Origin of the sequence: Paenibacillus sp. S28 (assembly GCF_016624415.1) — a bacterium.
Taxonomy (GTDB): Bacteria; Bacillota; Bacilli; order Paenibacillales; family Paenibacillaceae; genus Paenibacillus_AQ; species Paenibacillus_AQ favisporus.
The window spans coordinates 401,218-422,546 of sequence record NZ_JACVTM010000004.1 but is presented as its reverse complement, the minus strand read 5'-3'; the positions used below and the strand labels follow the sequence as shown (position 1 = coordinate 422,546).

Annotated in this window: 21 protein-coding genes and 1 tRNA gene; 7 read left to right on the top strand and 15 right to left on the bottom strand. The window is 53.5% G+C overall.

Annotated elements, in window-relative coordinates; translation table 11 throughout:
- Positions 1 to 49: 49 nt before the first annotated feature.
- Positions 50 to 1,381, top strand: coding sequence for an APC family permease (locus IAE55_RS13305; protein ID WP_200632805.1), 1,332 nt, complete (start codon positions 50 to 52; stop codon positions 1,379 to 1,381).
- Positions 1,382 to 1,509: 128 nt separating this feature from the next.
- On the opposite strand, the gene IAE55_RS13300 is transcribed toward IAE55_RS13305, so the two are convergent.
- Positions 1,510 to 2,118 carry a YdcF family protein gene (locus IAE55_RS13300; protein ID WP_152398923.1) on the bottom strand — a complete coding sequence of 203 codons (609 nt, stop codon included), beginning with the start codon at positions 2,116 to 2,118 and terminating at the stop codon, positions 1,510 to 1,512.
- Positions 2,119 to 2,272: 154 nt separating this feature from the next.
- Positions 2,273 to 2,346, bottom strand: a tRNA-Pro gene (locus IAE55_RS13295).
- A gap of 404 nt (positions 2,347 to 2,750) precedes the next feature.
- Between IAE55_RS13295 and IAE55_RS13290 the strand changes: the two genes are divergently transcribed.
- Complete coding sequence (locus tag IAE55_RS13290; protein WP_200632803.1) at positions 2,751 to 3,110, top strand: VOC family protein; 360 nt, start codon at positions 2,751 to 2,753, stop codon at positions 3,108 to 3,110.
- A gap of 204 nt (positions 3,111 to 3,314) precedes the next feature.
- Here IAE55_RS13290 and IAE55_RS13285 read toward each other — a convergent pair whose 3' ends face one another.
- From IAE55_RS13285 to IAE55_RS13230, 12 genes are all read right to left on the bottom strand, one after another.
- A complete protein-coding gene (locus IAE55_RS13285; RefSeq protein ID WP_200632801.1) occupies positions 3,315 to 3,806 on the bottom strand; it encodes a hypothetical protein in 492 nt (163 codons plus the stop codon).
- Between the two features lie 86 nt (positions 3,807 to 3,892).
- On the bottom strand, positions 3,893 to 4,402 hold the full coding sequence (locus IAE55_RS13280; protein ID WP_200632799.1) for a metallophosphoesterase family protein: 510 nt from the start codon (positions 4,400 to 4,402) through the stop codon (positions 3,893 to 3,895).
- Between the two features lie 336 nt (positions 4,403 to 4,738).
- The gene (locus IAE55_RS13275; RefSeq protein ID WP_076175515.1) at positions 4,739 to 5,056 is read right to left on the bottom strand and encodes a cupin domain-containing protein; all 318 of its coding nucleotides are present in this window, start codon (positions 5,054 to 5,056) and stop codon (positions 4,739 to 4,741) included.
- Between the two features lie 36 nt (positions 5,057 to 5,092).
- Positions 5,093 to 7,408, bottom strand: coding sequence for a DUF4962 domain-containing protein (locus IAE55_RS13270; RefSeq protein WP_200632797.1), 2,316 nt, complete (start codon positions 7,406 to 7,408; stop codon positions 5,093 to 5,095).
- Positions 7,409 to 7,619: 211 nt separating this feature from the next.
- A complete protein-coding gene (locus IAE55_RS13265) occupies positions 7,620 to 8,387 on the bottom strand; it encodes an SDR family NAD(P)-dependent oxidoreductase (protein WP_145164106.1) in 768 nt (255 codons plus the stop codon).
- On the bottom strand, positions 8,384 to 10,237 hold the full coding sequence (locus IAE55_RS13260) for a sensor histidine kinase (protein ID WP_186382096.1): 1,854 nt from the start codon (positions 10,235 to 10,237) through the stop codon (positions 8,384 to 8,386). Before IAE55_RS13260 ends, IAE55_RS13265 begins: the two co-directional genes overlap by 4 nt.
- Before the next feature lies 1 nt (position 10,238).
- Positions 10,239 to 11,279, bottom strand: a complete 1,041-nt coding sequence (locus IAE55_RS13255) for a response regulator transcription factor (protein WP_105441989.1) — start codon at positions 11,277 to 11,279, stop codon at positions 10,239 to 10,241.
- Positions 11,280 to 11,385: 106 nt separating this feature from the next.
- Positions 11,386 to 12,957, bottom strand: a complete 1,572-nt coding sequence (locus IAE55_RS13250; RefSeq protein WP_200632795.1) for an extracellular solute-binding protein — start codon at positions 12,955 to 12,957, stop codon at positions 11,386 to 11,388.
- Between the two features lie 122 nt (positions 12,958 to 13,079).
- A complete protein-coding gene (locus IAE55_RS13245; RefSeq protein WP_200632961.1) occupies positions 13,080 to 13,952 on the bottom strand; it encodes a carbohydrate ABC transporter permease in 873 nt (290 codons plus the stop codon).
- A gap of 25 nt (positions 13,953 to 13,977) precedes the next feature.
- A complete protein-coding gene (locus IAE55_RS13240; protein ID WP_200632794.1) occupies positions 13,978 to 14,949 on the bottom strand; it encodes an ABC transporter permease in 972 nt (323 codons plus the stop codon).
- 990 nt (positions 14,950 to 15,939) lie between these two features.
- Positions 15,940 to 16,752, bottom strand: a complete 813-nt coding sequence (locus tag IAE55_RS13235) for an SDR family oxidoreductase (RefSeq protein ID WP_200632792.1) — start codon at positions 16,750 to 16,752, stop codon at positions 15,940 to 15,942.
- A gap of 313 nt (positions 16,753 to 17,065) precedes the next feature.
- On the bottom strand, positions 17,066 to 17,473 hold the full coding sequence (locus IAE55_RS13230) for a MerR family transcriptional regulator (protein ID WP_200632790.1): 408 nt from the start codon (positions 17,471 to 17,473) through the stop codon (positions 17,066 to 17,068).
- Positions 17,474 to 17,655: 182 nt separating this feature from the next.
- On the opposite strand from IAE55_RS13230, the gene IAE55_RS13225 reads away from it, so the two are divergent.
- The 5 genes from IAE55_RS13225 (at position 17,656) to IAE55_RS13205 (ending at position 20,719) form a co-directional block, all read left to right on the top strand.
- Positions 17,656 to 18,036 carry a carboxymuconolactone decarboxylase family protein gene (locus IAE55_RS13225; protein WP_105441993.1) on the top strand — a complete coding sequence of 127 codons (381 nt, stop codon included), beginning with the start codon at positions 17,656 to 17,658 and terminating at the stop codon, positions 18,034 to 18,036.
- Between the two features lie 240 nt (positions 18,037 to 18,276).
- Entirely contained in the window at positions 18,277 to 19,035 is a 759-nt protein-coding gene (locus IAE55_RS13220; protein WP_200632788.1) for a YheC/YheD family protein, read from the top strand.
- Between the two features lie 173 nt (positions 19,036 to 19,208).
- Positions 19,209 to 19,691: a DUF2975 domain-containing protein gene (locus IAE55_RS13215; RefSeq protein WP_200632786.1), complete on the top strand. Its 483-nt coding sequence runs from the start codon at positions 19,209 to 19,211 to the stop codon at positions 19,689 to 19,691.
- Positions 19,692 to 19,701: 10 nt separating this feature from the next.
- Positions 19,702 to 19,926 (top strand): helix-turn-helix domain-containing protein, encoded by a 225-nt coding sequence (locus tag IAE55_RS13210; RefSeq protein WP_105441995.1) that lies wholly within the window; start codon positions 19,702 to 19,704, stop codon positions 19,924 to 19,926.
- A gap of 22 nt (positions 19,927 to 19,948) precedes the next feature.
- Positions 19,949 to 20,719, top strand: coding sequence for a DUF817 domain-containing protein (locus IAE55_RS13205; RefSeq protein ID WP_105442005.1), 771 nt, complete (start codon positions 19,949 to 19,951; stop codon positions 20,717 to 20,719).
- A 122-nt stretch (positions 20,720 to 20,841) separates the two neighbouring features.
- Here IAE55_RS13205 and IAE55_RS13200 read toward each other — a convergent pair whose 3' ends face one another.
- A complete protein-coding gene (locus IAE55_RS13200) occupies positions 20,842 to 21,255 on the bottom strand; it encodes a DUF6508 domain-containing protein (RefSeq protein WP_200632784.1) in 414 nt (137 codons plus the stop codon).
- Between the last annotated feature and the right edge of the window lie 74 nt (positions 21,256 to 21,329).

Genomic DNA, 21,329 nt, shown 5'->3' with positions numbered 1-21,329 from the left:
ATATCAAATCGCCGTCAGTTGCTTTATCCCTTTGGAGGAGGAATGTCATATGTCAAATAACATAACATTAAAAAGAGATTTATCCTTGTCCCATGTCGTGACCATGGGCCTGGCCTGGATGTCGCCCATGATCTTTTTCACCAGCTTCGGCGTGCTTCACGAGGGTTCGGGAGGCATGCTCCTGGCCGCTTACATGCTGGCGTTTGTAGCCATCGTCTTCACGGCGGCAAGCTACGGGCAAATGGCGAAGGCTTTCCCCGTCTCGGGTTCGGCGTACACCTACGTGACCAAAGCGATGAACCCGTTTCTCGGCTTTGTGGTGGGCTGGGCCGTCCTGCTCGACTATTTATTTTCGTGCATTATCGCCGTGCTCATGTTCGGAATTAATTTGAACGCGCAGTTCCCGTCCGTACCCTCGGCGGTCTGGATCATCCTCCTGACGGCTGTCGTCATGGCGATCAATATCATTGGTATCAAAACGTCGGCCAATGTCAGCAAAATCTTCGTCCTGATGCAAATTTTGTTTATCGCCGGCTTCTGTGCGCTCCTGGTATACAAAGCGCTGCAAGGCGGGATTACCGCGGGACTCGACCCGTTTGCCGCAGGAAAAGGAATCTCGTTCTCTTCCATTCTGGCCGGAGCCTCGCTGGTCTGCTTCTCCTTCCTCGGATTTGACTCCATTACGACGATGGCCGAAGAAACGAAAGACCCGAAGAAGACGATCCCCCGTGCCATTATGGTCATTGTCATCCTGGCCGGGCTGATGTATTTTGCCACCGCTTATTTAATCCAGCAAATGTACCCTTCCTTTTCGTTTGCGAGCGCCGACTCCGCCGGCTTTGAGCTGATGCAGTCCATCGGAGGCAGCGTGCTGGCCTCGGTGTTTACGTTCGTCATCATTTTCTCCATTCTGTCCCAGGGCATGTCCTCCATGACAACCGTCACCCGGCTGCTGTTCGTCATGGGAAGAACCTCTCTCTTGCCCAAAACATTCGCTTCCATCCATCCCAAGTTCCGTACGCCCGTGTTCAATATCGTGCTGGCCAGCGTTATTTCTTTGTCCGCCCTGTTCATCAGCCTCGAAACGGCGATCAAATTCGTGAATTTCGGCGCGCTGACGGCGTTCCTGTTCGTAAACCTGTCGGTGATTTTCCACTACATCGTCCGCGAAAAGGGCCGCACTCCCAAAGACCTCATTTTCCGTCTTTTGTGCCCGCTACTCGGTGCCGGCTTCGTGCTGTACCTCGTCACCCTTCTGGACGTTTCCTCACTGCTGCTTGGCGGCGGCTGGCTCATATTCGGACTGCTGTTCTATGCGCTGCGTCGGGCCAAACCGGCGGTACATGAAGCACCGGGTGCGGAAATGGAGAGCGCGGTTTAAGGGAAAATGACTGCTCGCCATCCTGCCGTTTACACAAGAGGCGGATATTTCGAAAAAAAAAGAAAAAGGACACGGCCCGCCTGAACCGCTCAGCGCTGCCGTTGTCCTTTTTTTACTAAAGCATGGAACTATCCCAAATCCAACATATCGTCCGCAATGATTCCGTTTTGCACATACCGGACCAGCTTGCCGGCTTCATTCGAAGCCCGGTTGAACCCTTCCGGCGTCAACCACCAGTTGTCCTCCCGGGTCGACGCATCCTCTGCGGCACACATCGAGTATTCGATCCAGGAGGGCATGTACGTCTTTAAGGTCAAGTACGCCCGCCGCATATGGTATGCGGAAGTAACAATTAGAATCCGGCGGATACATTGCAGCGAAATGGCCCGGTCCAGGACCAGCAGCGAGGCGAGCACGTTCTCCTTCGTATGCCGCGACTCCTGCTCCACCACAATTTGTCCGGCAGGGACCCCCAGTTCCACCGCCCTTTCCTTCATCATCAGCGCTTCGGGCAGAGGCTGCCCTTTCCAGATCGTACCTCCCGAAAAAAGAATCATCGGTGCCCGGCCATCCTTGTATAATTGAACCGCTGCGGGAACGCGGTACTTTGCGCCCTTGTTGCTTCCGAACACGAAAATGCAGTCGCCTGGCCGACCGTCGTCGGAAATTCCCTTGTACAGCAGTGCGGTAATTTGCTCGTGCGATAATTGGCCGGGATTGCATTCTGAAATCATCATCTCCGGCACCCCCGTTTTCCTATGGATTTCTTAGCAAATCTTGCAATAAATGATAGAACCACTTCAATTGTATGAAGCAACAACTGAAATGGTTCTCAATTACACCGTATATGATGACGATGCCCAGGCATCGCCGCGCTGATCAAGGGAAATATCGGAGTAGCGGGATTCGAACCCACGGCCTCACCCACCCCAAGGGTGCGCGCTACCAGACTGCGCCATACCCCGATATATGAACCGCATAACGCGGTAAATCAACCGCATAACGACGCGGCTTCAAACGTTCAATGTGCTTAGTCCATGGAAATGGTTGCATTTTCCATCACCGTATTTAACGCTATTATAGCGTATTCGCGCGCACACCCGCAATACTTTAGGCGGGCATACCTGGGGATTCTTAACGATTATTTTCCGAAAATCAAAGGGGATTAAGGGGAAGCTGATTCAGATTGAAAATATAAGAATGGTTCCGTATACTGATCGTCGAGGGCATCAGGCAATCGGTGCCGGGCTGCTGGCGCGCATTAACGAAAATTCCGCTATGAGGCGGTTGGTCTGACCGATTTCGCCGCGTGAAGAAGCAGTTTAGCTGAAGCTCATGACATTACTCTAGTAAAGGATGGGTTAGGGCCATGAAGATAGGGTCGATCGTCATTAATTGTTATGAATTTGATCGGATGGTGGCATTTTGGAAATCCGCACTCGGTTATGTGCCCCGGGAACCCGGGACCGACGACTGGGTAGTACTATGTGATCCTAAAGGAAGCGGACCCAATTTATCCTTCCAAGCGCGGGAAAAGCCGGCAGAGAGAAGAAGTTGGTTTCACCTTGACCTCTATACTGATAACCAGCATGAAGAGGTTGAACGATTATTGACATTGGGAGCAAGCCGCTACCCTTGGCGATATCCCAGCCATGCTGATTATGTTGTTCTTGAAGATCCGGATGGCAACCTATTTTGTGTAGTTCAGCACAGTGAAAAGAAGTACTAGCGCAAACATGGCTAAAGCTGCTCGCATACCGTTTTACGGGATTGGTAATTTTCTATAATATACTGCCGCCAACCGATAACGTGAAGGCTGCCCGCAAATCTTCGTTATGAGCCACAGCAAAGAACCGCAGCAGGCGGTTCTTAAAGAGACGTATGCTATTTCAAGGTTTGACCCGCGTTATTTGGGAAAGAATGTCATCATTTCTTATGCACGCATTTGAGCCGATGCCTGCCCTAGTTCAGCCTTTTCCCGATTGCCCAGCAGCGAGGAAATTTCGTCCACGGTATAGTATCCGGCGAACCGTTTTTTCCTTACCGCCTTCGTCAGCCAGCTGAAAAAATCCCACACCGGGTCGTCGACCCATCTTCCGCCATGGTTGATCAGAACGGGCGTATACGAGATTTTTAACGCACAAGCCCCCTGCCATTCGAAAAAGAAAATGTTCTCCGTATTTTTTTTCTGCAGTAAAAAGGAGTAGCAGCCCTCCTGAAGAAGATATTTGTCCTGGTTGTGAAAGAAAACCGGTCCTTCCGCCGTCGCCACGATCCCAATCAAGTCGCCGTTGTGATGAACGTAAAAACCCCGGGTGTATTCGATGTTCATATCAGGTGTGAGCCGAACTTCCTGAAGCGAGTAGGGTTCGACTCCCCGGTGTCTGGTTTGCGCTGCGTCCTGAAAATGACTAATGATTTTCATGATTACACATAACCTCCCTCTTCGTACAACGCTTCAATGAGTATACCGCTTGATTCTATACCAATTCTGAACATTGCAGGGCATCCCTACCCTTTATCCCCATAAAAAACATGCCGGGGGAAGACTTGGCCACCCTTGATTTCAAGCAGTCCAAACGAATACAGCTTCTCCCTGCGCTTGTCCGTAGGAGAACCGGGGTTAAACATCAGCACGCCGTCGTCCATCTGCAGGTAAGGCTGGTGGGAATGGCCGAACAGGATGCAGGAAACTGGCTCGCCCTCAAAGGCCTTCCTGGCCTTCTGCGGAGTGGTTATTCTTGATGAATAAGGCTCATGTCCGTGAACAAGCCCGATCTGTACCCCTTCAAAGGAGAGTATCTTTTTTTCGCCAAAACGCTCAATGATCTCGTACCCGTCATTATTTCCGGCAATGCCGTCCACAGGAGCTAATTTCGACAGCTGATCGTACACCTCCAGGGTCATCCAATCGCCCAAATGAAGAATATGGTCAACCTCCCGGAATGCTTCCGTCAGCTTTGCGGGGAGCTTTACTCTGCCTTCTCTTAAATGCGTATCCGAAACAACACCGATGATCATGGTCGTTCCTCCTTTTCTCAATTTGATCACTTTTCCGCAGATCACATTTCACATGAAAATTGCATTTTTCCAGTTACTCCATCTATACCCTGCCTGGCCGATCATCATAAGTACACTTGTGCAGCTATTTTCCCCTGGTCCAACTATTATAGCAACGCCACTGTCTGTGGTCCCGCGCAAAAAAACTGCCCCGCGGCTTCCATATGGACAGTTCAACGTCCAAAAGGTGCCGAGAGGCAGTCTAGGAACAGCCTTTGTGAAGGCAATCATGGTACTAACTTGGCCACGCTTAACTTCGTCCAAACGAACCTGAAGCAGTGACCGCCGTGCCGCCAATTAATACTTGATCAAGTCGGCACGCAGCGGCGTGAAGCAGTCCAGCAGCGCGCTGGCTTCCAGCGCCTTCGCCCCATGCCTGGCGCCCATCGGAATGACGATGTGCTCGCCCTGCGCGATGACCGTCTTCTTGCCTTCGATCGTGAACTCGACGCGCCCCCGCAGGCAGTAGGACATCTGCTCATGCGGGTGGGCATGCTCATATCCTTCTGCACCGGCTTCAAAATGTACTTCCATCATCATCAGCGACGCCCCCGGCTGCAAAATTTTTCGCTTTACGCCGGGCTCCGCGTCCTCCCAAACTCCGATATTGCTCACGATTGTTCCACCTCCTTATGCTTCTCATTTCATAGACTAAAACGCCTTCGCGATTTCGATCTTCTGCGTTTGCCCGTTGTCCGTCAAATACAAATTATAACTGAATCCTTGATCGTCCATAAAATAAGAAATGTATTTGCCGCCCTCATTTAGCCGCTTTGGCACGAGCAGCGTAGCGATCCGGTGCGAGGACGCAGCCTTCGTCTCCGCCGACAGATGCCAGTGGGTATCCAGCCCCGCGATTTCTTCTGGATCCACGCCCTCGAATCCGCTCGTCTGCGTCAGCTCGAGCTCGCCGGACGTGCTGAAGATGAAGCGCCCCTCCATCAGGGCTTTCTTGCCGTTCACGTGGAAGGACTGTCCCTTCAGTTCCATCTCGTACAGCGTGTGGAAGAGCCACTGCACCCGTCCCGACTGCTCCAGATCGATCGAATCGACAATGACGAAGTAGCTGTTTTGTACAAAATAAATCTCGCGCTTATACTGCTTCAAATACGGTACATGCTCCCGGTAAGCAGAAGTTGGATTCAAACGGGTATAGGATACGCCCTTGTCATGCCAGGCGTCCTCGACCTCCCCTTTGGCCGCCAGGCTCAGCGCCTTGTTCATACCGGCGAACTGCCCCTGCCCGTCGATGAGGACGGCGTTTTTGGACTTGGTCTGCCTGCGCCAATTCAAATGCATCGAGCTGTTAAACGCGACATAATACCCGCTCTCAATGGCCAGGGGCTCCCCGTAAGCGTGCAGCAGGAACGCGCCCTGATCGCCGTGGCTGTGGCTGACCGAGCCGTACCGGCTGCTCTTGGCGATGAGGGAAATCTGCTCCGCAGGATCGTGCAGGCGGTGATGCATCGCCACCCAGCCGATGTCGCGGAACCATTTGACGGGCTCGATGCCGGAAGGCTCTACCGGTTCAGCCTGCGGATAATTGTGCCGGTACACGAGGTCATCGAAGGCAAAATCCCACCAGCCGTAGTTGTAAAACATGCGGTCGGCCTCCGGATTCGCGTCCTTCAGCTGGTCGAAGTACCATTGGTACCATCCGTTTCCGGTCACGCCGGCAAACTCGCGCATGTTGTAGCCGACCTTTTTGATGATGTCGTCCCCGAGCGTCGAGTTGTCGCCAAAGGCCGTGCGCGTCGACGTGGTGGGACTGTAGCAGTAGAGGGGAAAATCGCCTGTACGCTGAAAAAAAGGTCGCCGGAACACGTCGAGCTCCGAAAAGTTTTTGAGCAGGTTCAGGCCTTCCGTCAGGTAAGCCATGCCCGTCGTCCAGTAGTGGGGCCCTTCGGCCCAGCCGCCGTCCTTACCTCCCCATGGAGAGAACAGTGTGTAATAGTACTCCACCGTGTAGTCCAGCCATTCCCTGGCCTCCGGCTCCTCGTCGAACAAGGCGATGCAGCAGGGCACGAGCACCGAAGATAAGGAGCGGACAGCGTGGCTGTCATAAGGGACATGATGGATCTTCGAGCGCTGGATCACATGGTACGCCACCTGCCGGGTCCGGGCGAGCAGCGGCTCCCGCACCGCTTCCCGCTCATCCTCCGTCAGCTCGCCGTGGAGCCAGTCGTAACCCCAGGCCAGCGCCGTGGCGATCCGAAATGCCGCTTCGTCGTTATAGTCACGGCTGGTCGGGCCGTCCGGGTCCCAGGACGCGGCGTGCAGCAGCCAGGCTTTCGCCTTCGCGAGCAGCTCGGCGTCCTGCAGCACGGCACCGGCAACGCTCAAATGCCGGATGGCGTACAGTACCTCCTGGCAGGCCAAATAGCTTCCGCGCCACAGCGCCGCCGTCCGGCGGTTGTCCGGATAGGGCTGCGGCTCCTCTATCAGCTCCCGGGTCAGCCAAGACTTGACCGATTGCTCGAAGAAGGCCTTCCATCCGCTGCTAGCCGCATCCTCCCTTACTGTGCCGCGGTACGCTTCCAGCTCATCCGGCTGCAGCCACAGCCGGGGATGACCGGTGCGTACCCGGCTGTAGCGCTCGCTCCGTGATGGAAGCCCCGTCTCCGGCAGTCCCTCCGGCACCTGAAATTCTCTTACGGTGCTCCATTCGGACTGCTGTGCCTCCGGCCCTTCCCCTTCGAGCAGCGCGTACCGCCAATAATACGTTCCCGGCCCCAAGGCCTCGGAAGGCGTAAAGAAATTGTAGGGGACCGGCCCGTAGGTTCGGGTCGTATCCCCGGTAAAATCCGGCACTGACGACACCTCCAGCACGTACCGGTCATCTTCCAGCTTCGCCGGGATCCAGGTAAACCTCGGCGGGTTCTCGATCAGCTCCGTTTGCCCCGAAGGCGCATACTGCACCGTTAAATCGCCGCTTTGCGGCTGATACAATCCGTTTGCCGTTGCCATTGTCCGTATCCCTCCAGTTTGGGTGACGCTGTAGTAAGCTTATCGTCCTGATCCTTATATTGCCGTACCCTTATATCACGTTACTTGAGGGCACGTTACTTGTGAGTCATCTTTGTTCATCATTCGTATCATTTCAGCTTAGCTGTCCATTTCCGTTCGAAATATTTCCAGGGCAATGTCCTTTGGCCGTTACTGCCTTTAGTCGAAACCCTTACCGCATGAACAAGCCGCCGTTCACTTCAATGGTCTCGCCCGTAAGATAGCGGGACAGGTCCGAAGCCAGATACAGCACCGTATCGGCAACATCCTGCGGCGTTCCTTCCCGCCCAAGCGGGATTTTGGACACCGTGGCGGCCCGGCCCTCATCCGAGGTGAAGGTCGCATGAAAGGCCGTCCGGCCGATAAAGCCCGGCGAAACGCAGTTGACCCGGATGCCCTGCGGTGCTACTTCCTTAGCCAGTCCTTTGGAGAAGGAAATGACCGCCGCTTTGCTGGCCGCATACACCGATGCCCCCGGCCCGCCGCCGTCATGGGCGGCGACCGAAGTCATGTTGATGATGGACCCGCCACCGCGGGCTGTCATGCCCGGTATGACCAGCTTGCTCAAAAACACGCAGGATTTGAAATTGACATCCATGACATGCGTATAATGCGCCTCGGTCATTTCGGCATTCGGTACCCGCTTCACCAGGTGGCCCGCATTGTTCACCAAAATGTCCACCGGGCCGCCCAGCTCCCGCTCTACCGTGTCCAGCATCGCCGTCAGTTCCTCGATGCGGGTGACGTCCGCCTGAACGACGGCAGCCCTGCCGCCCGACGCGGCAATTTCCGCCGCAAGGGCTTCCGCCTCCTCCCGGCCCCGGTTATAATGAACCGCCACCGCGGCTCCCGCGGCCGCGAGCGACCTGGCCGCTTCGCGGCCGATGCCTGAGCTGGCGCCGGTCACCAGCGCCATTTTCCCCTGTAAATCGATCTTCATCCCACGTTCTCCTCCTCATACATGCAAGTGATGCTGCCGTCGAACGGCAGCGACATCCGAATCGTCGTTCCGTGATGCAAAGCGCTGTCAATCGTCAATCCGTAGGCTTCTCCATAGACCATCTGAATCCGCCGGTGAACGTTCATAAGGCCCAACCCGCCTTTGTGGTACAGGGAGCCCGAATCGGACTCCGCGAGCCGGTTCAGCTCCAGCTTTTGGCGCAGCGAATGAAGCTTCTCCTCCGTCATGCCGGCGCCGTTATCCTGCACGGTCAGCCGGAACCCTCCTTCGCGGACCTCCGCGCCGATCCGGATCCGGTGATGATCCTGAATCCCGTCGGGGAACGCATGCTGGAACATGTTTTCGATCAGCGGCTGCAGAGTCAGCCGAACCATCTTGTGCAGCAGCAGATCCGGAGGAACATCAACGTCCAGCTCAAACTGCCGCTGGGTCCGGTACTGCAGGATCGTCATGTAATTCAGCACATGCTTCAGCTCGTCGACGACCGTAATCTCCGACAGGTTCGTCTGAATCGCATACCTCAGCATGGCCGCCATCGCTTCGACCATTTCCATGATTTCTTCGGAATCCTGGACGACGGCGTAGCATTTGATGGTCTCGAGCGTGTTGTACAGAAAATGCGGATTGATCTGCAGCTGCAGCGCCTGGAATTCGGCCTTATGCTGCTCCAGCGCGATTTTCTGCAGATTCAGCTCCGTCTTGTGCGATCGGATTTCCGCCTCATAGACGCGCTCGATCATCTCCGACAGCCGCGTCAGCATCAAATTGTAGCTCGAGATCAGAAAACCGAACTCATCCTGGCGCTGCTCCTCGCCCTCAATCGTCTTCCACTCGCCTTTTTCCATCATGCGCATATTGCGGACGAGCTTCTTGAGCGGCTGCACGAGAGACCGGCCGAACCGGCCCGCAATCCACATCGCGACAATTAACGTGATGAAGCCGGCAATGACCGTCGTATAGCGGATGTTCATGATCGGTTTGCGAAGCTCCTTCACCGGGACCGAAATGACCATCTGCCAATCGGCCGCGCTGAGCCGCTGCGACACATACATCCGCTTTTCCCCGTTGACGACGGCCGTGAAGGGGGCCTTCCCGCTGAGCAGATTTTTCTTGACTTCATCGTCCATGAACTCCGGGATGACGGCGTCCTCCGGCTTGTCAACGAAATTGCCCTTGCTGTCCACGATGAAGGAGTAGCCTTTGTCCCCCAGGTCCATTTGTCCCCACAGCTTGGATATTTCCCTGGTGTTAAGCTTCATGCCGAGGATGCCCCGCGGCTGGTGCGACAGAAGCCCGCGTACGCGGCGGATGAACGTAATGTACTGCTCTTCCCCCGGATCCACTGTTGCCGAATTGATGATCGCGCCGAGGCCGTCCGTCGGAATATTTTGCTCGATTAAACGATAATACGATTTATAATCCTTGACCTCATCCTGGATGATGTCCTTCGTCGTGATCGCCTTGCCGTCCTGATTAATGACGTAAATCAGTTCGATCTGCGGATAAATGATAAAAGCCGAATCGAACACCTTGCTCTGAATCCGCCGCGACAGCTCATAATACTGAAAACTGTTGTCCGGATCCATCTCCATGAACTTTAGAACGTCCGGGTCAGACAGGATGATTTTGCTGGCATTGTCGAACGTCTGGAGGTACAAGTCCGTATGATATGCGGCGTGAGTGATCATTTGGGACAGGTAGCGTTCCAGCTGGCGGTCCAGAAGTTTGGACGACTGCACGTAAGTGATGGTGCCGACCACCGATAAGGAAATGACGATTAATACCATGAAGTAGCCGAAAATGCGGTGGGAGATGCTTCTGCGGAACATGTCAGATCCCCAGCCGCTGCCGGTATTCCGAAGGTGAGATGCCTTCGTATTTCTTGAAGGTTTTCGTGAAGTTGGAATGGTCGGCATATCCAACCGCGTATGAAATGTCGGTGATCCGGTGCGATTCCTCGCCGAGCATCCGCTTGGCGTATTCCATGCGCCGCTTCGTGCGGTACTGGACGAAAGTCTCTCCCGTCGCCTGCTTGAACATGACGCTGAAGTAGTTCGGATGAAGCCCCAGCTGATCCGCCACTTCCTCCAGCGACACCTCGCTGGCCAAATTGCGCTCGATGTAATGCTTGGCTTCCTCGATCGGGTCTTTCCATTTCCCTTTCCGCTTCCGGTACAGGCGGTCCAGCGTCTGGCCGATCCGCTCGGCGAACCGTCCGAAGGCCTCCTCCCCGGTGGAGTCCGGGCTGAGCTCCAGGCTGTCGTCCAGTTCGATGTTCATCTCCCTGGCTCTCAGCTTCTTAACGAGCAGGCCGTGAAATTCCTCCAGCATTTCGGCCTTTTGCCGCTCCTGAAGCTGAAAAGCGGAAGTCTCCTGCCGCCACTCCTCCAGCAGCTCCTGAACCTGGCTGCGATTCATATAGTAGATAGCCTGGTCAAACCGCTCCAGCCACGCATCCATTTTGGCGACGGAAAGGTAGGCGGAGGCCGGCTTCTGCTTCTCGGCCCGCTGCACCAGGCGCCGCAGCGTATCTGCAAGCTCCCGTTTGGCCACCGGCTTCAGCAGATATTCCCTGACGCCGAAGGCCATACAGGCCTGGGCATATGAGAAATCGCCATAACCGGATACAACCACCGTCTGCACCGGGTACTCCTGCTTGGCGATGGCCTCGCACAGGGCCAGGCCGTCCATGACCGGCATCCGGATATCCGTAAACACGAAATCGGGGAGCTCCTCCCCGATCGCCTGCAGCGCCTCGCGCCCGTTGGCGGCGAGCCGGATGGATGAAATCCGGATCCCGGACTGCTGAATGAATACGCTTAGTCCTTTCAGAATCATAGGTTCATCGTCAACGAGTAAAATCCGATACATCCTCAAGAGCTCCTTTCGATTTCGTATTCAGGATTCATTTCTGGGCGGCGGGAACCGGTGCGGGTCGCCGCCCCAATATCTCTAGCAGGTGAACAACCGCCAATTCCTACTTCCGCGGCAGGAAGATGCCCTCTTTTTTCTGGTAGCGTTCATTGGCTTCTTTCAGTACGGCGCTGCCTCCCTTGGACTTCCATTCCTCGATCACCTTCGGCCAATTTTCGATCGGCTCCTGGCCGTATACCATTTTGACCATGTGGGTCACGAGCACAGGCGGCGGCGTATCTGAAAGCGGGGTGATGTCCGGGTTCTTTTTAAGCGCTTCCAATCTGGGGTCGAATTCGATGCCGTCACGGCCTTCGTTCGCCAGAATGTTATCGAACACGCCCATCAGCTTGCGCCCGTCTTCCGTCAGGCTGAGCGATCCCTTGTTGTACGTCGTGTCCTGCACGAGCCACAGGAAGGATTGGCGGTAGCGCTCCTCGTCAACCGCTTTGGAGTCGGCCGGCTGCTTATAGTTAATTTTGTCCCCGTCCATCGTGTACGTTTCGCCTTCGACACCAAAGGTAAAAAACTTCTCGGCTTCATCCGAAACCATCCAGTCGAGGAATTGGATGATTTTCTCCGGATGTTCGTATTTGGCATTAATGAAATAAGAACGGTTTACGTCACCATACAAATAATATCCGCCCTTGCCGTCCGGTCCTGTCGGGGAGGGGATCACCTCGAGCTTCGCGTCCGCAACCGTATCCTGCAGCTGGGTCTGCCATTGGAGCAGCTCGTTGGCGTTCATCGACCAGATGCCGGCTTTTCCGGACAGGATTGTGTTCTTGAACGTCGTTGGGTTGATCGTGGCAAATTCCTTGTTGATCAGCCCTTCGTCATACATCGTCTTGTAGGTGGACAGCGCTTTCATCATATTGTCTGCATCGAAAAATTTGGGCTGCACCTGGCCGTCCACTTCCTCAAACTGGCTTAAATACGGGAAAACATCGTACGCTCCGAAGACCGTATCCGCATATTTGAAGTCCTGACGGCCCATGTAGGGATTTTCGACGCCCATCTTTTTAAAAGCGCGCAGCACTTCCATAAAATCGTCGATCGTCTTCGGCACCGGCAGGCCTGCTTTGTCCAACAGATCCTTGCGGATCCAGGTCGCGCGGCGGGAAGGGTTGCCGAGCCACTCCGGAATACCATAGATTTTACCTTCATAGGTCATGCGATTCCAGGCTTCTTTCGGGATTTTTTGCAGCAGGTTCTGCCCGTACTTCTGCAGCAGGTCGTCCAGCGGCATAAAGACCCCGGCCTCCACCGACCCCGCCATCTCTTTCCCGGTGACTCCGCCCTGGCCCTGTACCACGTCCGGAATGTCGCCCGTCGCAAACATTTGCGCCATCTTCTGGTCGTATTCGCTGTGCGGAACCAAGCGGATGCCCATGTCGGTGTTCGTCAGCTCCTCCAGCTTCTTCACCCACTTATCCGCGTTGATATCCGGTGATTTTTCCACATGGCCGAAATTCAGCGTCCGCAGCGAAATCGAAAACTTGGTGACCCCGTTGTCCTCCGTGCTCGTCCCCGCATCCTTGCCGCTGGCGGATGAATCATTGTCCTTGCCGCCGCACCCGGCGAGCAGAGATGCCGTCATTACGGTGGCCAGCATCAGGCTTACCCATTTTTTCATCGTATCCCCTCTTTCCGCTTTGATTGCTCTTGTGTATGCTCTTTGTTGGATTTGGCAAGTTGATTGTATCGTTAACGTTTGCCCGACCGTGAGGTGGCAACTTCAGTTCGGGTAGTTCATTTTTAAGATTTGACCGCGCCAAGTGTAAGCCCTTTCACAAAATGCTTCTGCAGGAACGGATACAGCAAAATGATCGGCAGCGTCGCGATGACAATGGTCGCCATCTTGATTCCCTCCGGGGAGGTAAACGCCAGCTCGCTGAACTGCGAGGCGCCGGGGTCGATGCTGAGATCGTCGGTCTCGAACATCTTTTTCAGCAGCACCTGCAGCGGCCACCACTTCGGCTGATCGATGTAATACAGCGCGTTCATATAGGCGTTCCAATGTCCTACCGCGTAAAAAATACCGAGCGAGGCCATCACCGGCTTGGAGAGCGGCACCACCATCTTCATCAGGATACGTACCTCCCCGCAGCCGTCGATGCGGGCGGAATCGATGACCTCTGCGGGCAGCTGCTTGAAGAACGAATGCATCACAAAAAAGTTAAACGCGCTGATCGCGCCGGGCAAAATCATGGCCCAAGGGGTATTCATCAGATGCAGATTTTTCATCAGCAAAAAGTTCGGAATCAGCGGCGCGCTGAAAATCATCGTGATCAGCACCATCAGCATGATCAGCTTGCGCCCGACATACTCCTCGCGGGACACCGGGTAAGCCAGCGTTGCCGTCGCCACCAGGTTGATCAATGTTCCGGCCACCGTGATGAAGACGGATACCGCGAACGCGCGCCATATTGACGCGTCACTGAACACGTACCGGTAGTTAATCGTCGTGGCGTCCACCGGCCAGAACGTTACCTTGCCCGACGTGACCGCTTCCGACGAGCTGAAGGACTGGGCGATGACGTTCAGAAACGGCAGGAACATGGCGAGCCCGAGCAGGCACATAAACAGGATGTTGAACCCGTTGAATAGTTGATAGCTCTTAGACATCATTCGGTGCAACCGTCGTTCCTCCCTTCTAGTACAGGCCTTCGCCCGTCGTTTTCTTGCTGAGCAGGTTGCCGATCAGGACCAGCACCAGCCCCACCACCGATTTGAACAAGCCGACCGCCGTCGTATAGCTGTACTGCTGCGACAGGAGGCCGGAGCGGTAGATGTACGTGTCGAGAATCTCCCCGTTTTCCATATTGAGCGCGTTCAGGAACACCCACACCCGCTCAAAGCCGAAGTCGAGAAACTTGCCGATGTGCAGCAGGAACAAAATCATGATCGTTGGCAGCAGCGCCGGCAGCGTGATCCGGAGCGTCTGCTTCCACCGGTTCGCCCCGTCGATCTCGGCCGCTTCGTACAGATCGGGATTGATTCCCGCCAGGGCGGCCAGGTACAGGATCGTGCCGTATCCCATGTCCCGCCAAATGCCCGAGCCGACCAGCACGCTGCGGATGTAGGCGTTGTCGCCGAGGAAGTACACCGGCTCAATGCCGAACAGTCCGAGCAGCTGGTTCAAGATGCCCGTGGACGGGGACAAAATGGCCACGGACATGCCGGCGATGACGACCCAGGACAGAAAGTGCGGCATGTACACCACGGTTTGGATGACCCTTTTGAACACGACCAGCCTCAGCTCGTTGAGCAGCAGGGCCAGAATGATCGGGGCCGGAAACGCAATAATCAAATCGTAGAGCCCGATGAGCAGCGTATTTTTCAAAATCCGCAAAAAGTCGTAATGCTGGAACATCATCGTAAAGTTGGCGAAGCCCACCCACTCGCTGCCCGTGAAGCCCTTAAAAATGTTGTAATCCTGAAACGCGATGATCGAGCCGCCCAGCGGAATGTACTTAAAGATGAGAAAGTACACGATCCCGGGAAGGGAAATCACGTACAGCGCCTTGTACTTCCACATGAGGTGGATCAGTCCGCCGCCCCTTCCCGGCCTTCGGACCACGCTTGAGGGCGTCAGCTCGGCCGCTTCCGTTTTGATCGTCGACATATCGGTCCTCCTTTTACGCACGTCGTATGGCTGTGCTTATTTTTCATAGTAATGGCCGAGGGGTGGGGGATGCTTGGCATGAACAGGGGTGGGCTGGTTATTTTTTAAGGTTGGGGGCGTTGATTGATAAAAAGGACAGAAGCCCTTATGCCGCATCTGTGATGGCATCGTCGAGTCGATTCGAAGAAGCCGTAACGAAACCCATACTTCAGCACTCGGGGGAGGGACGCATTTGGGGTTCCAGCCGCTGTTGAAGCCGTGTTCCTTGATTAAGACAAGGAGGTTGGAACACGGCTTCAAAGGCAGCACGTAAACTTTCCACCCCATATGCTTTCCCTCTTTGGAGTTCAGGTGGTGGGGACTGCTGCCTCTGAGTTAGCTTGCGGAGACTGGCCTTGTCTCCTTACTTTAGCTGCTTGGCCAATTAGTTTTTCCTACGGTTACTGCCGTCAGCACTACTCACCCGCTCGTGACCTTATAAAATCCCCAGCTTGTGGGGGGATGCAAAAAAAGAGGCGTGTCTCCTTACGGCACGCCTCTTTCTGGTTGGCTGCTGGGCGCCTCGAAGAAGTCGTAACGAAACCCAAACTTCAGCGCTCGGGGAGGGACGCATTTGGGGCTCCAGCCGCTGTTGAAGCCGTGTTCCTTGATGAGATAAGGAGGTGGGAACACGGCTTCAAAGGCGGCACATAAACTTTCCACCCCATATGCTTTCCCTCTTTGGAGTTCAGATGGTGGGGACTGCTACATCTGAGATAGCTTGCGGAGACTGGCCTTGTCTCCTTACTTTAGCTGTTTGGCCAGGTTTTTTCCTACGGTTACTGCCGTCAGCACTACTCACCCGCTCGCGACCTTATAAAATCCCCAGCTTGTGGGGAGGAAGCAAAAAAGAGGCGTGTCTCCTTACGGCACGCCTCTTTTGGTTAACTAGCTGATTCGAAGGAGCAGCAGCGAAACCCATACTTCAGCGCTCGGGGGGTGAGCCTTCTATCACCGGAACTGCTGAGCAATACCAGCCATAAATTCCTCCTCCGGCACCCTGCTGCGCAAATCCAGCAGGAACTCGGCGTCCGGACCGGCGATATACCGGAACCGGGGAGAAGGATCGACCGCCGCCTCGTAGATCGTCTTTGCGATGTGCTCTGGTGTGGATGACTGGGTTTCGAAGCTCTCCAGCTGCTTTTTCATAACGGTGCCGGTATAGGCTGCGTACGCCTCCAGCGAATCGTCCTTCAGCACATCCAGCGAACGTCCGGTAAAATCCGTCGCCACGTTGCCCGGCTCCACGAGCTTCACCCGGATGTTGAGCTCAGCCAGCTCATAGTAGAGCGATTCGGAGAATCCTTCCACCGCCCACTTGCTCGCATGATACAGCGACAGCAGCGGGAAAGCCACCCTGCCGCCGACTGATGAAACGTTGATCACCGTTCCGCCGCCCTGGGTCCGGAAATGAGGAAGAAGCGCACGGGTCGTCTGCATCACGCCATGGACGTTGACATCAAACTGTTTGCGCACCTGGGCGTCCGTCGCCGCTTCAAAAGCGCCGAATGCCGCATAACCCGCGTTGTTCAGCAGGACATCGATCCGCCCAAACCGGTCCATCCCCTCTGCTACCGCCGCCTCGATGGAATCCTTCCGCTCCACGTCCAAGCGGGTCACCAGCACCCGCTCCAAGGACCGAAGTCCGGTTTCCTGTTCCGGCGAACGCATCGTCGCAATGACATTCCACCCCTGCTGATGAAAAAACTGTGACGCCGCTTTTCCAATACCTGATGAAGCACCCGTAATCAAAATCGATTTCATGCCAATTCCTCCTCGTTTCTCATTTACAAGGAGATTATAGCGCGTAGAATGAACTATGTAAACTGATATTAACCATTTTAGTTAAGTTTATATAAATCATTTATATCGTTTGTATCCGCAGCAGACTAAGACGAGCACGGATGCGGGACGGACAAAGGTGATTTAAGGATTTAGGAAGCAAATGGGGAGTCGCCGCAAAGGGAGCCTAAGAACTTCCGTTAGCGTATTACCTAGGAATGAGATTTAGTGTTTTCCCTCCGAATGAAGGATATGGTGCAGACAACAAAAAGAGGCCAACGCGGCCTCTTCTTGCTCATTTACCGGACGGCACTTGGGGTGGCACCGCCTGGTTTTTTTCTTTTTCCATACCTTTGTAATGATCGATTTTATCGTCAATACTTCGCAAATGATCCCGGAGCACCCGCATTTGCTCATGAATGTGCGCCTGGTGGGCCTCCAGCATTTCCCGCCTTTCCGTTATCGTGGAATCGCCTTCGCTCCGCAGGTCCGAAAACCGCTTCATCTCGCTGATCGGCATTCCCGTTCCCCTTAACCGCATCAAAAATTCAACCCATAACAAATCTGACTCCCGGTACAGGCGGTAGCCGTGTTCATCCCGGGGTACCCCTTCCAACAAGCCAATCCGCTCGTAGTAACGCAGCGTATGCACAGACAGACCGGTTTTTTGGGAAAGCTGCTGAATCGTGTATTGGTTCTCCATGGCTGCATTATATCACTAAATCCCCTGCACAGCGGGCCCTTTGCTTCGATCTGCTTTAATCCATTGCGTCTCCCTGGAATGGTAAAGTTCCATTCAAAAAAAGTCTTGCTTTAGAGCGCGCTCAAAGCTGTAGCATATAACTCACGAAGCGGTTAAAACATCATTTCAGGAGGTCATAAACAATGACAAACGAACGTTACGAACGCGGATGGGAAAAGCTGCTGGAAGTCGATGGCGACGGCGGGCAGCGTGTTATAGACTCGCTCAGCGATATCGCCCCGGACCTAGGGAAATACGTCATCGAATTTGCCTTTGGCGACATTTATTCACGGGAGGGGCTGGACCTGAGGCAGCGCGAACTGATTACGATCGCTTCCCTGACGACGCAAGGGGGATGTGAAGCGCAGCTGAACGTGCACATCAACGCCGGGCTGAATGTCGGGCTGACCGCAGGCGAAATTGTGGAAGCCATCATCCAATGCGCGCCGTACACCGGCTTTCCCCGGGTGCTGAACGCGGTATTCGAGGCAAAACGGATTTTTAAAGAACGCCATTTAATATAATGGGCTAAGGGGCGGCGGATGAGCCGCCTTTTTTTGATCTGCTATATAGAATGAACTAAAGAAATGAATGTTATAAGGCCATATTGGGCCGTTATAACAGGAAGTTCAATGGAAAACTTTAGTTCAATCTATCTAGCTGATAGAACTTTAGCTTTTTCCGTTCTTATCGCCACAATAGACAGATATCGTTGCAAGCACATCTCTACATTCATATGTTAGGTCAGGAAGGTGGTGGTATGTATGGCTAAGTACAAAAGCAGCTCGATCAGCGATAAATGGAAGAAAACGAATTGGTTATTAGAGCAGGGCGATTTACGGAAACATGTCCCCCACACGGAACCTTTTGATAGAAAAAACCTGTTCTCCATGCTCTCCAAATATTCAACCGTTTACTTCAAACCAACGCATGGTTCCGGCGGGGCGGGCATCATTCGGATCAATAAAAAAAACAATGGATACCAAACCCAATTCAAGAAAGAGAAATCCTTCTTTTCAACAGCTGACGAGCTATATCATATGCTTTCCCGCTTTTCTAACAAAAGGCCGTATTTGTTACAGAAGGGGATCCAATTAGCTAAAACGAACGGAAAGCTGTTCGATATTCGCGTGATGGTGCAGAAAACGAAAAAAGGAGAGTGGATCAGTACGGCCGTCTTCGCAAAGATCGGGAGTCCTGGAAAGATTGCAACGAACTATAACCAGGGCGGAAGCCTCGGTTTATTTCAGCCAACGCTGACAGGCGCGGGATTTCATTCGGCCTCCATTCAAAGTACGGAAGAAGCGCTGAAGCAGTTAGGAGTTTCGGTAGCGAAAAATTTTGACCGCCATCTCAAAGGATTTCAGGAACTGGGTTTGGATGTAGCGGTGGACAACAAGGAGAAGCTGTGGATATTGGAGGTCAATACACGGCCCCAAATTTATCCGCTAAAACATTTAAAAGACAAAAAGTTATACCATCGAACCCTATCTTATGCAAAGCAATATGGGAGGCTCAAATAACCGCCAGCAAGACGCCATGAGCAAACATGGCTTTTTTTGTTATACATCAATCGTTCGAGGAGATCCTTAACTCGACTAACAACAAAATGATAATATTATTCATTAATTATTTATTGTAAAACGATAAATGATGTGCTAAATTCGAGGAACAATAATGATTAAGAGGTGTTTTTATGAAACGGGTGTCGACTCTCTTCTTAAAGGTGGCTGTGTTTCTGATCGGAATGCCGATCCTTGCTTTGTGCATCTTTGTGGTGCCCGGGATCGCGAATTTCGCAGCAGAATTGTATCCGGATCATGCCTATCTCAAATATCTCGTGTTTGTTGACTTGTATGCATCGGCGGTCCCTTTTTACCTCGCTCTGTATCAATCCTTTAGACTGTTGATTTATATCGACAGAAATGAAGCCTTCTCGGAGTTGTCCGTAAGTGCGCTAAAGAATATCAAATACTGTGCAGTCGCTATCAGTATTTTGTATGTGGCCGGCTTGCCCCTCCTATATCTGATTGCGGAGGCAGACGACGCTCCGGGTGTCATTTTAATCGGACTAGTCATTATTTTTGCATCCATGGTGATCGCTTTCTTTGCTGCTGTTCTTCAGAGGCTTTTGAAAGAAGCGATCGATATCAAATCGGAAAATGACTTAACGGTCTGAGGTGAAAACAATGGCTATCGTAATCAATATCGATGTAATGCTGGCAAAAAGAAAAATGAGCGTAACCGAGCTGTCGGAACGGGTAGGAATCACCATGGCTAACCTGTCTATATTGAAGAACGGGAAGGCGAAAGCGATTCGATTATCGACGTTAGAGGCGATTTGTAAGGCGTTGGATTGCCAACCCGGAGACATTTTAGAGTATCGGAGTGATGAAGAACATGATGGATCATAGCCGAATGATGGAGTCACCGGTCATCAGAGCGTTCAAGCAGCTCGTTCGATTCGGTTGGGAGCAGGCTTTATCCTGTTTGTTCCCGGTCGTGATTTTTGCCTCCTTGGCTTTGACGAAAATCATCCCCCTCCCCTTTCTGCCCAGGTATGATTGGCTGCTGATCATTTGCCTCCTGATGCAGTGGTGGATGGTTCGCTCCGGACTCGAAACACGGGACGAACTCAAGGTGATCACGATGTTCCATCTGATCGGGCTGGCTCTTGAACTTTTCAAGGTACATATGGGCTCTTGGTCATACCCGGGAGAAGGATATTTTAAAATATTCGGAGTCCCTTTATACAGCGGGTTCATGTATGCCAGCGTAGCGAGTTATCTTTGCCAGGCGTGGAGAAGACTCAAGGTTGAACTGGTGAATTGGCCGCCGTTTGCGGTCGTTGTCCCCCTTGCGGCTGCGATCTACTTGAATTTTTTCATACACCATTTCTGGATTGATGTCCGTTGGTGGTTGTCCGGGCTTGTCATCCTTGTCTTTTGGCGGTCCTGGGTTCAATATGAGGTGAACGGAACGCGTTACCGTATGCCGCTTGCCCTGTCCTTTGTACTTATCGGATTTTTTATTTGGATCGCAGAAAATATCGCCACGTTCTTTGGCGCTTGGCAATACCCTAACCAGGCCGAGGCCTGGAGTCTCGTTCATCTTGGAAAAGTAAGTTCATGGCTCTTGTTGGTAATCGTCAGTTTTCTGATCGTAGCGACGTTAAAGCAGGTAAAAGGAAAAATCCCATCGGAGTAGACCGAGGACATTTAAGCGATGATTATCGCAAGCCCGGAAGTGAGTTTAAAAAAGAAAGGCGGCCGGATGGGCCGCTTTTTCTATTCCAGCGTATGTTTTTCGGATAGTCCCGTCGTTCCCCATTAGGTTCCCGGCCTTGATCCCCGCTCAGCCTCCCGCAGCTTATACAAAATGCTCAGGAAAATGCCTTCCCGGATCGCCTTCTCCCATAACCCGTCGCAAAAGCGTTCCTGCCGGACGAAATAGGTCAGCGCCGCCCGCAGCAATTCCATATCCCGGGGCATCGTAAGTCCACTGATCGCTTCCGGCGCAAGAGCATCCCCCTTCTCAAGCTGCTGCAAATAATCCTGCATCATCAGTCCACTGCCGCTGACGGCTGCGATGAAGCGCTGAACACCGGCATCGTATACCGGATAAGGCATCGTCATCACGCCTGCCTCGCTTTGGGTGCCTCCGTCCCATGTGCAGAAGGACGTGTTTTTATTTTCAAAATAACGGATCCATTCCTGCAGCTCCTGCTCCTGAAAACCCACCATTGCCGATCCCTCCTTGGTTCTAACATATCACAGCTGCCGTAAGCTGCGCTTCCCGAAAAGGACATTCGATTGGG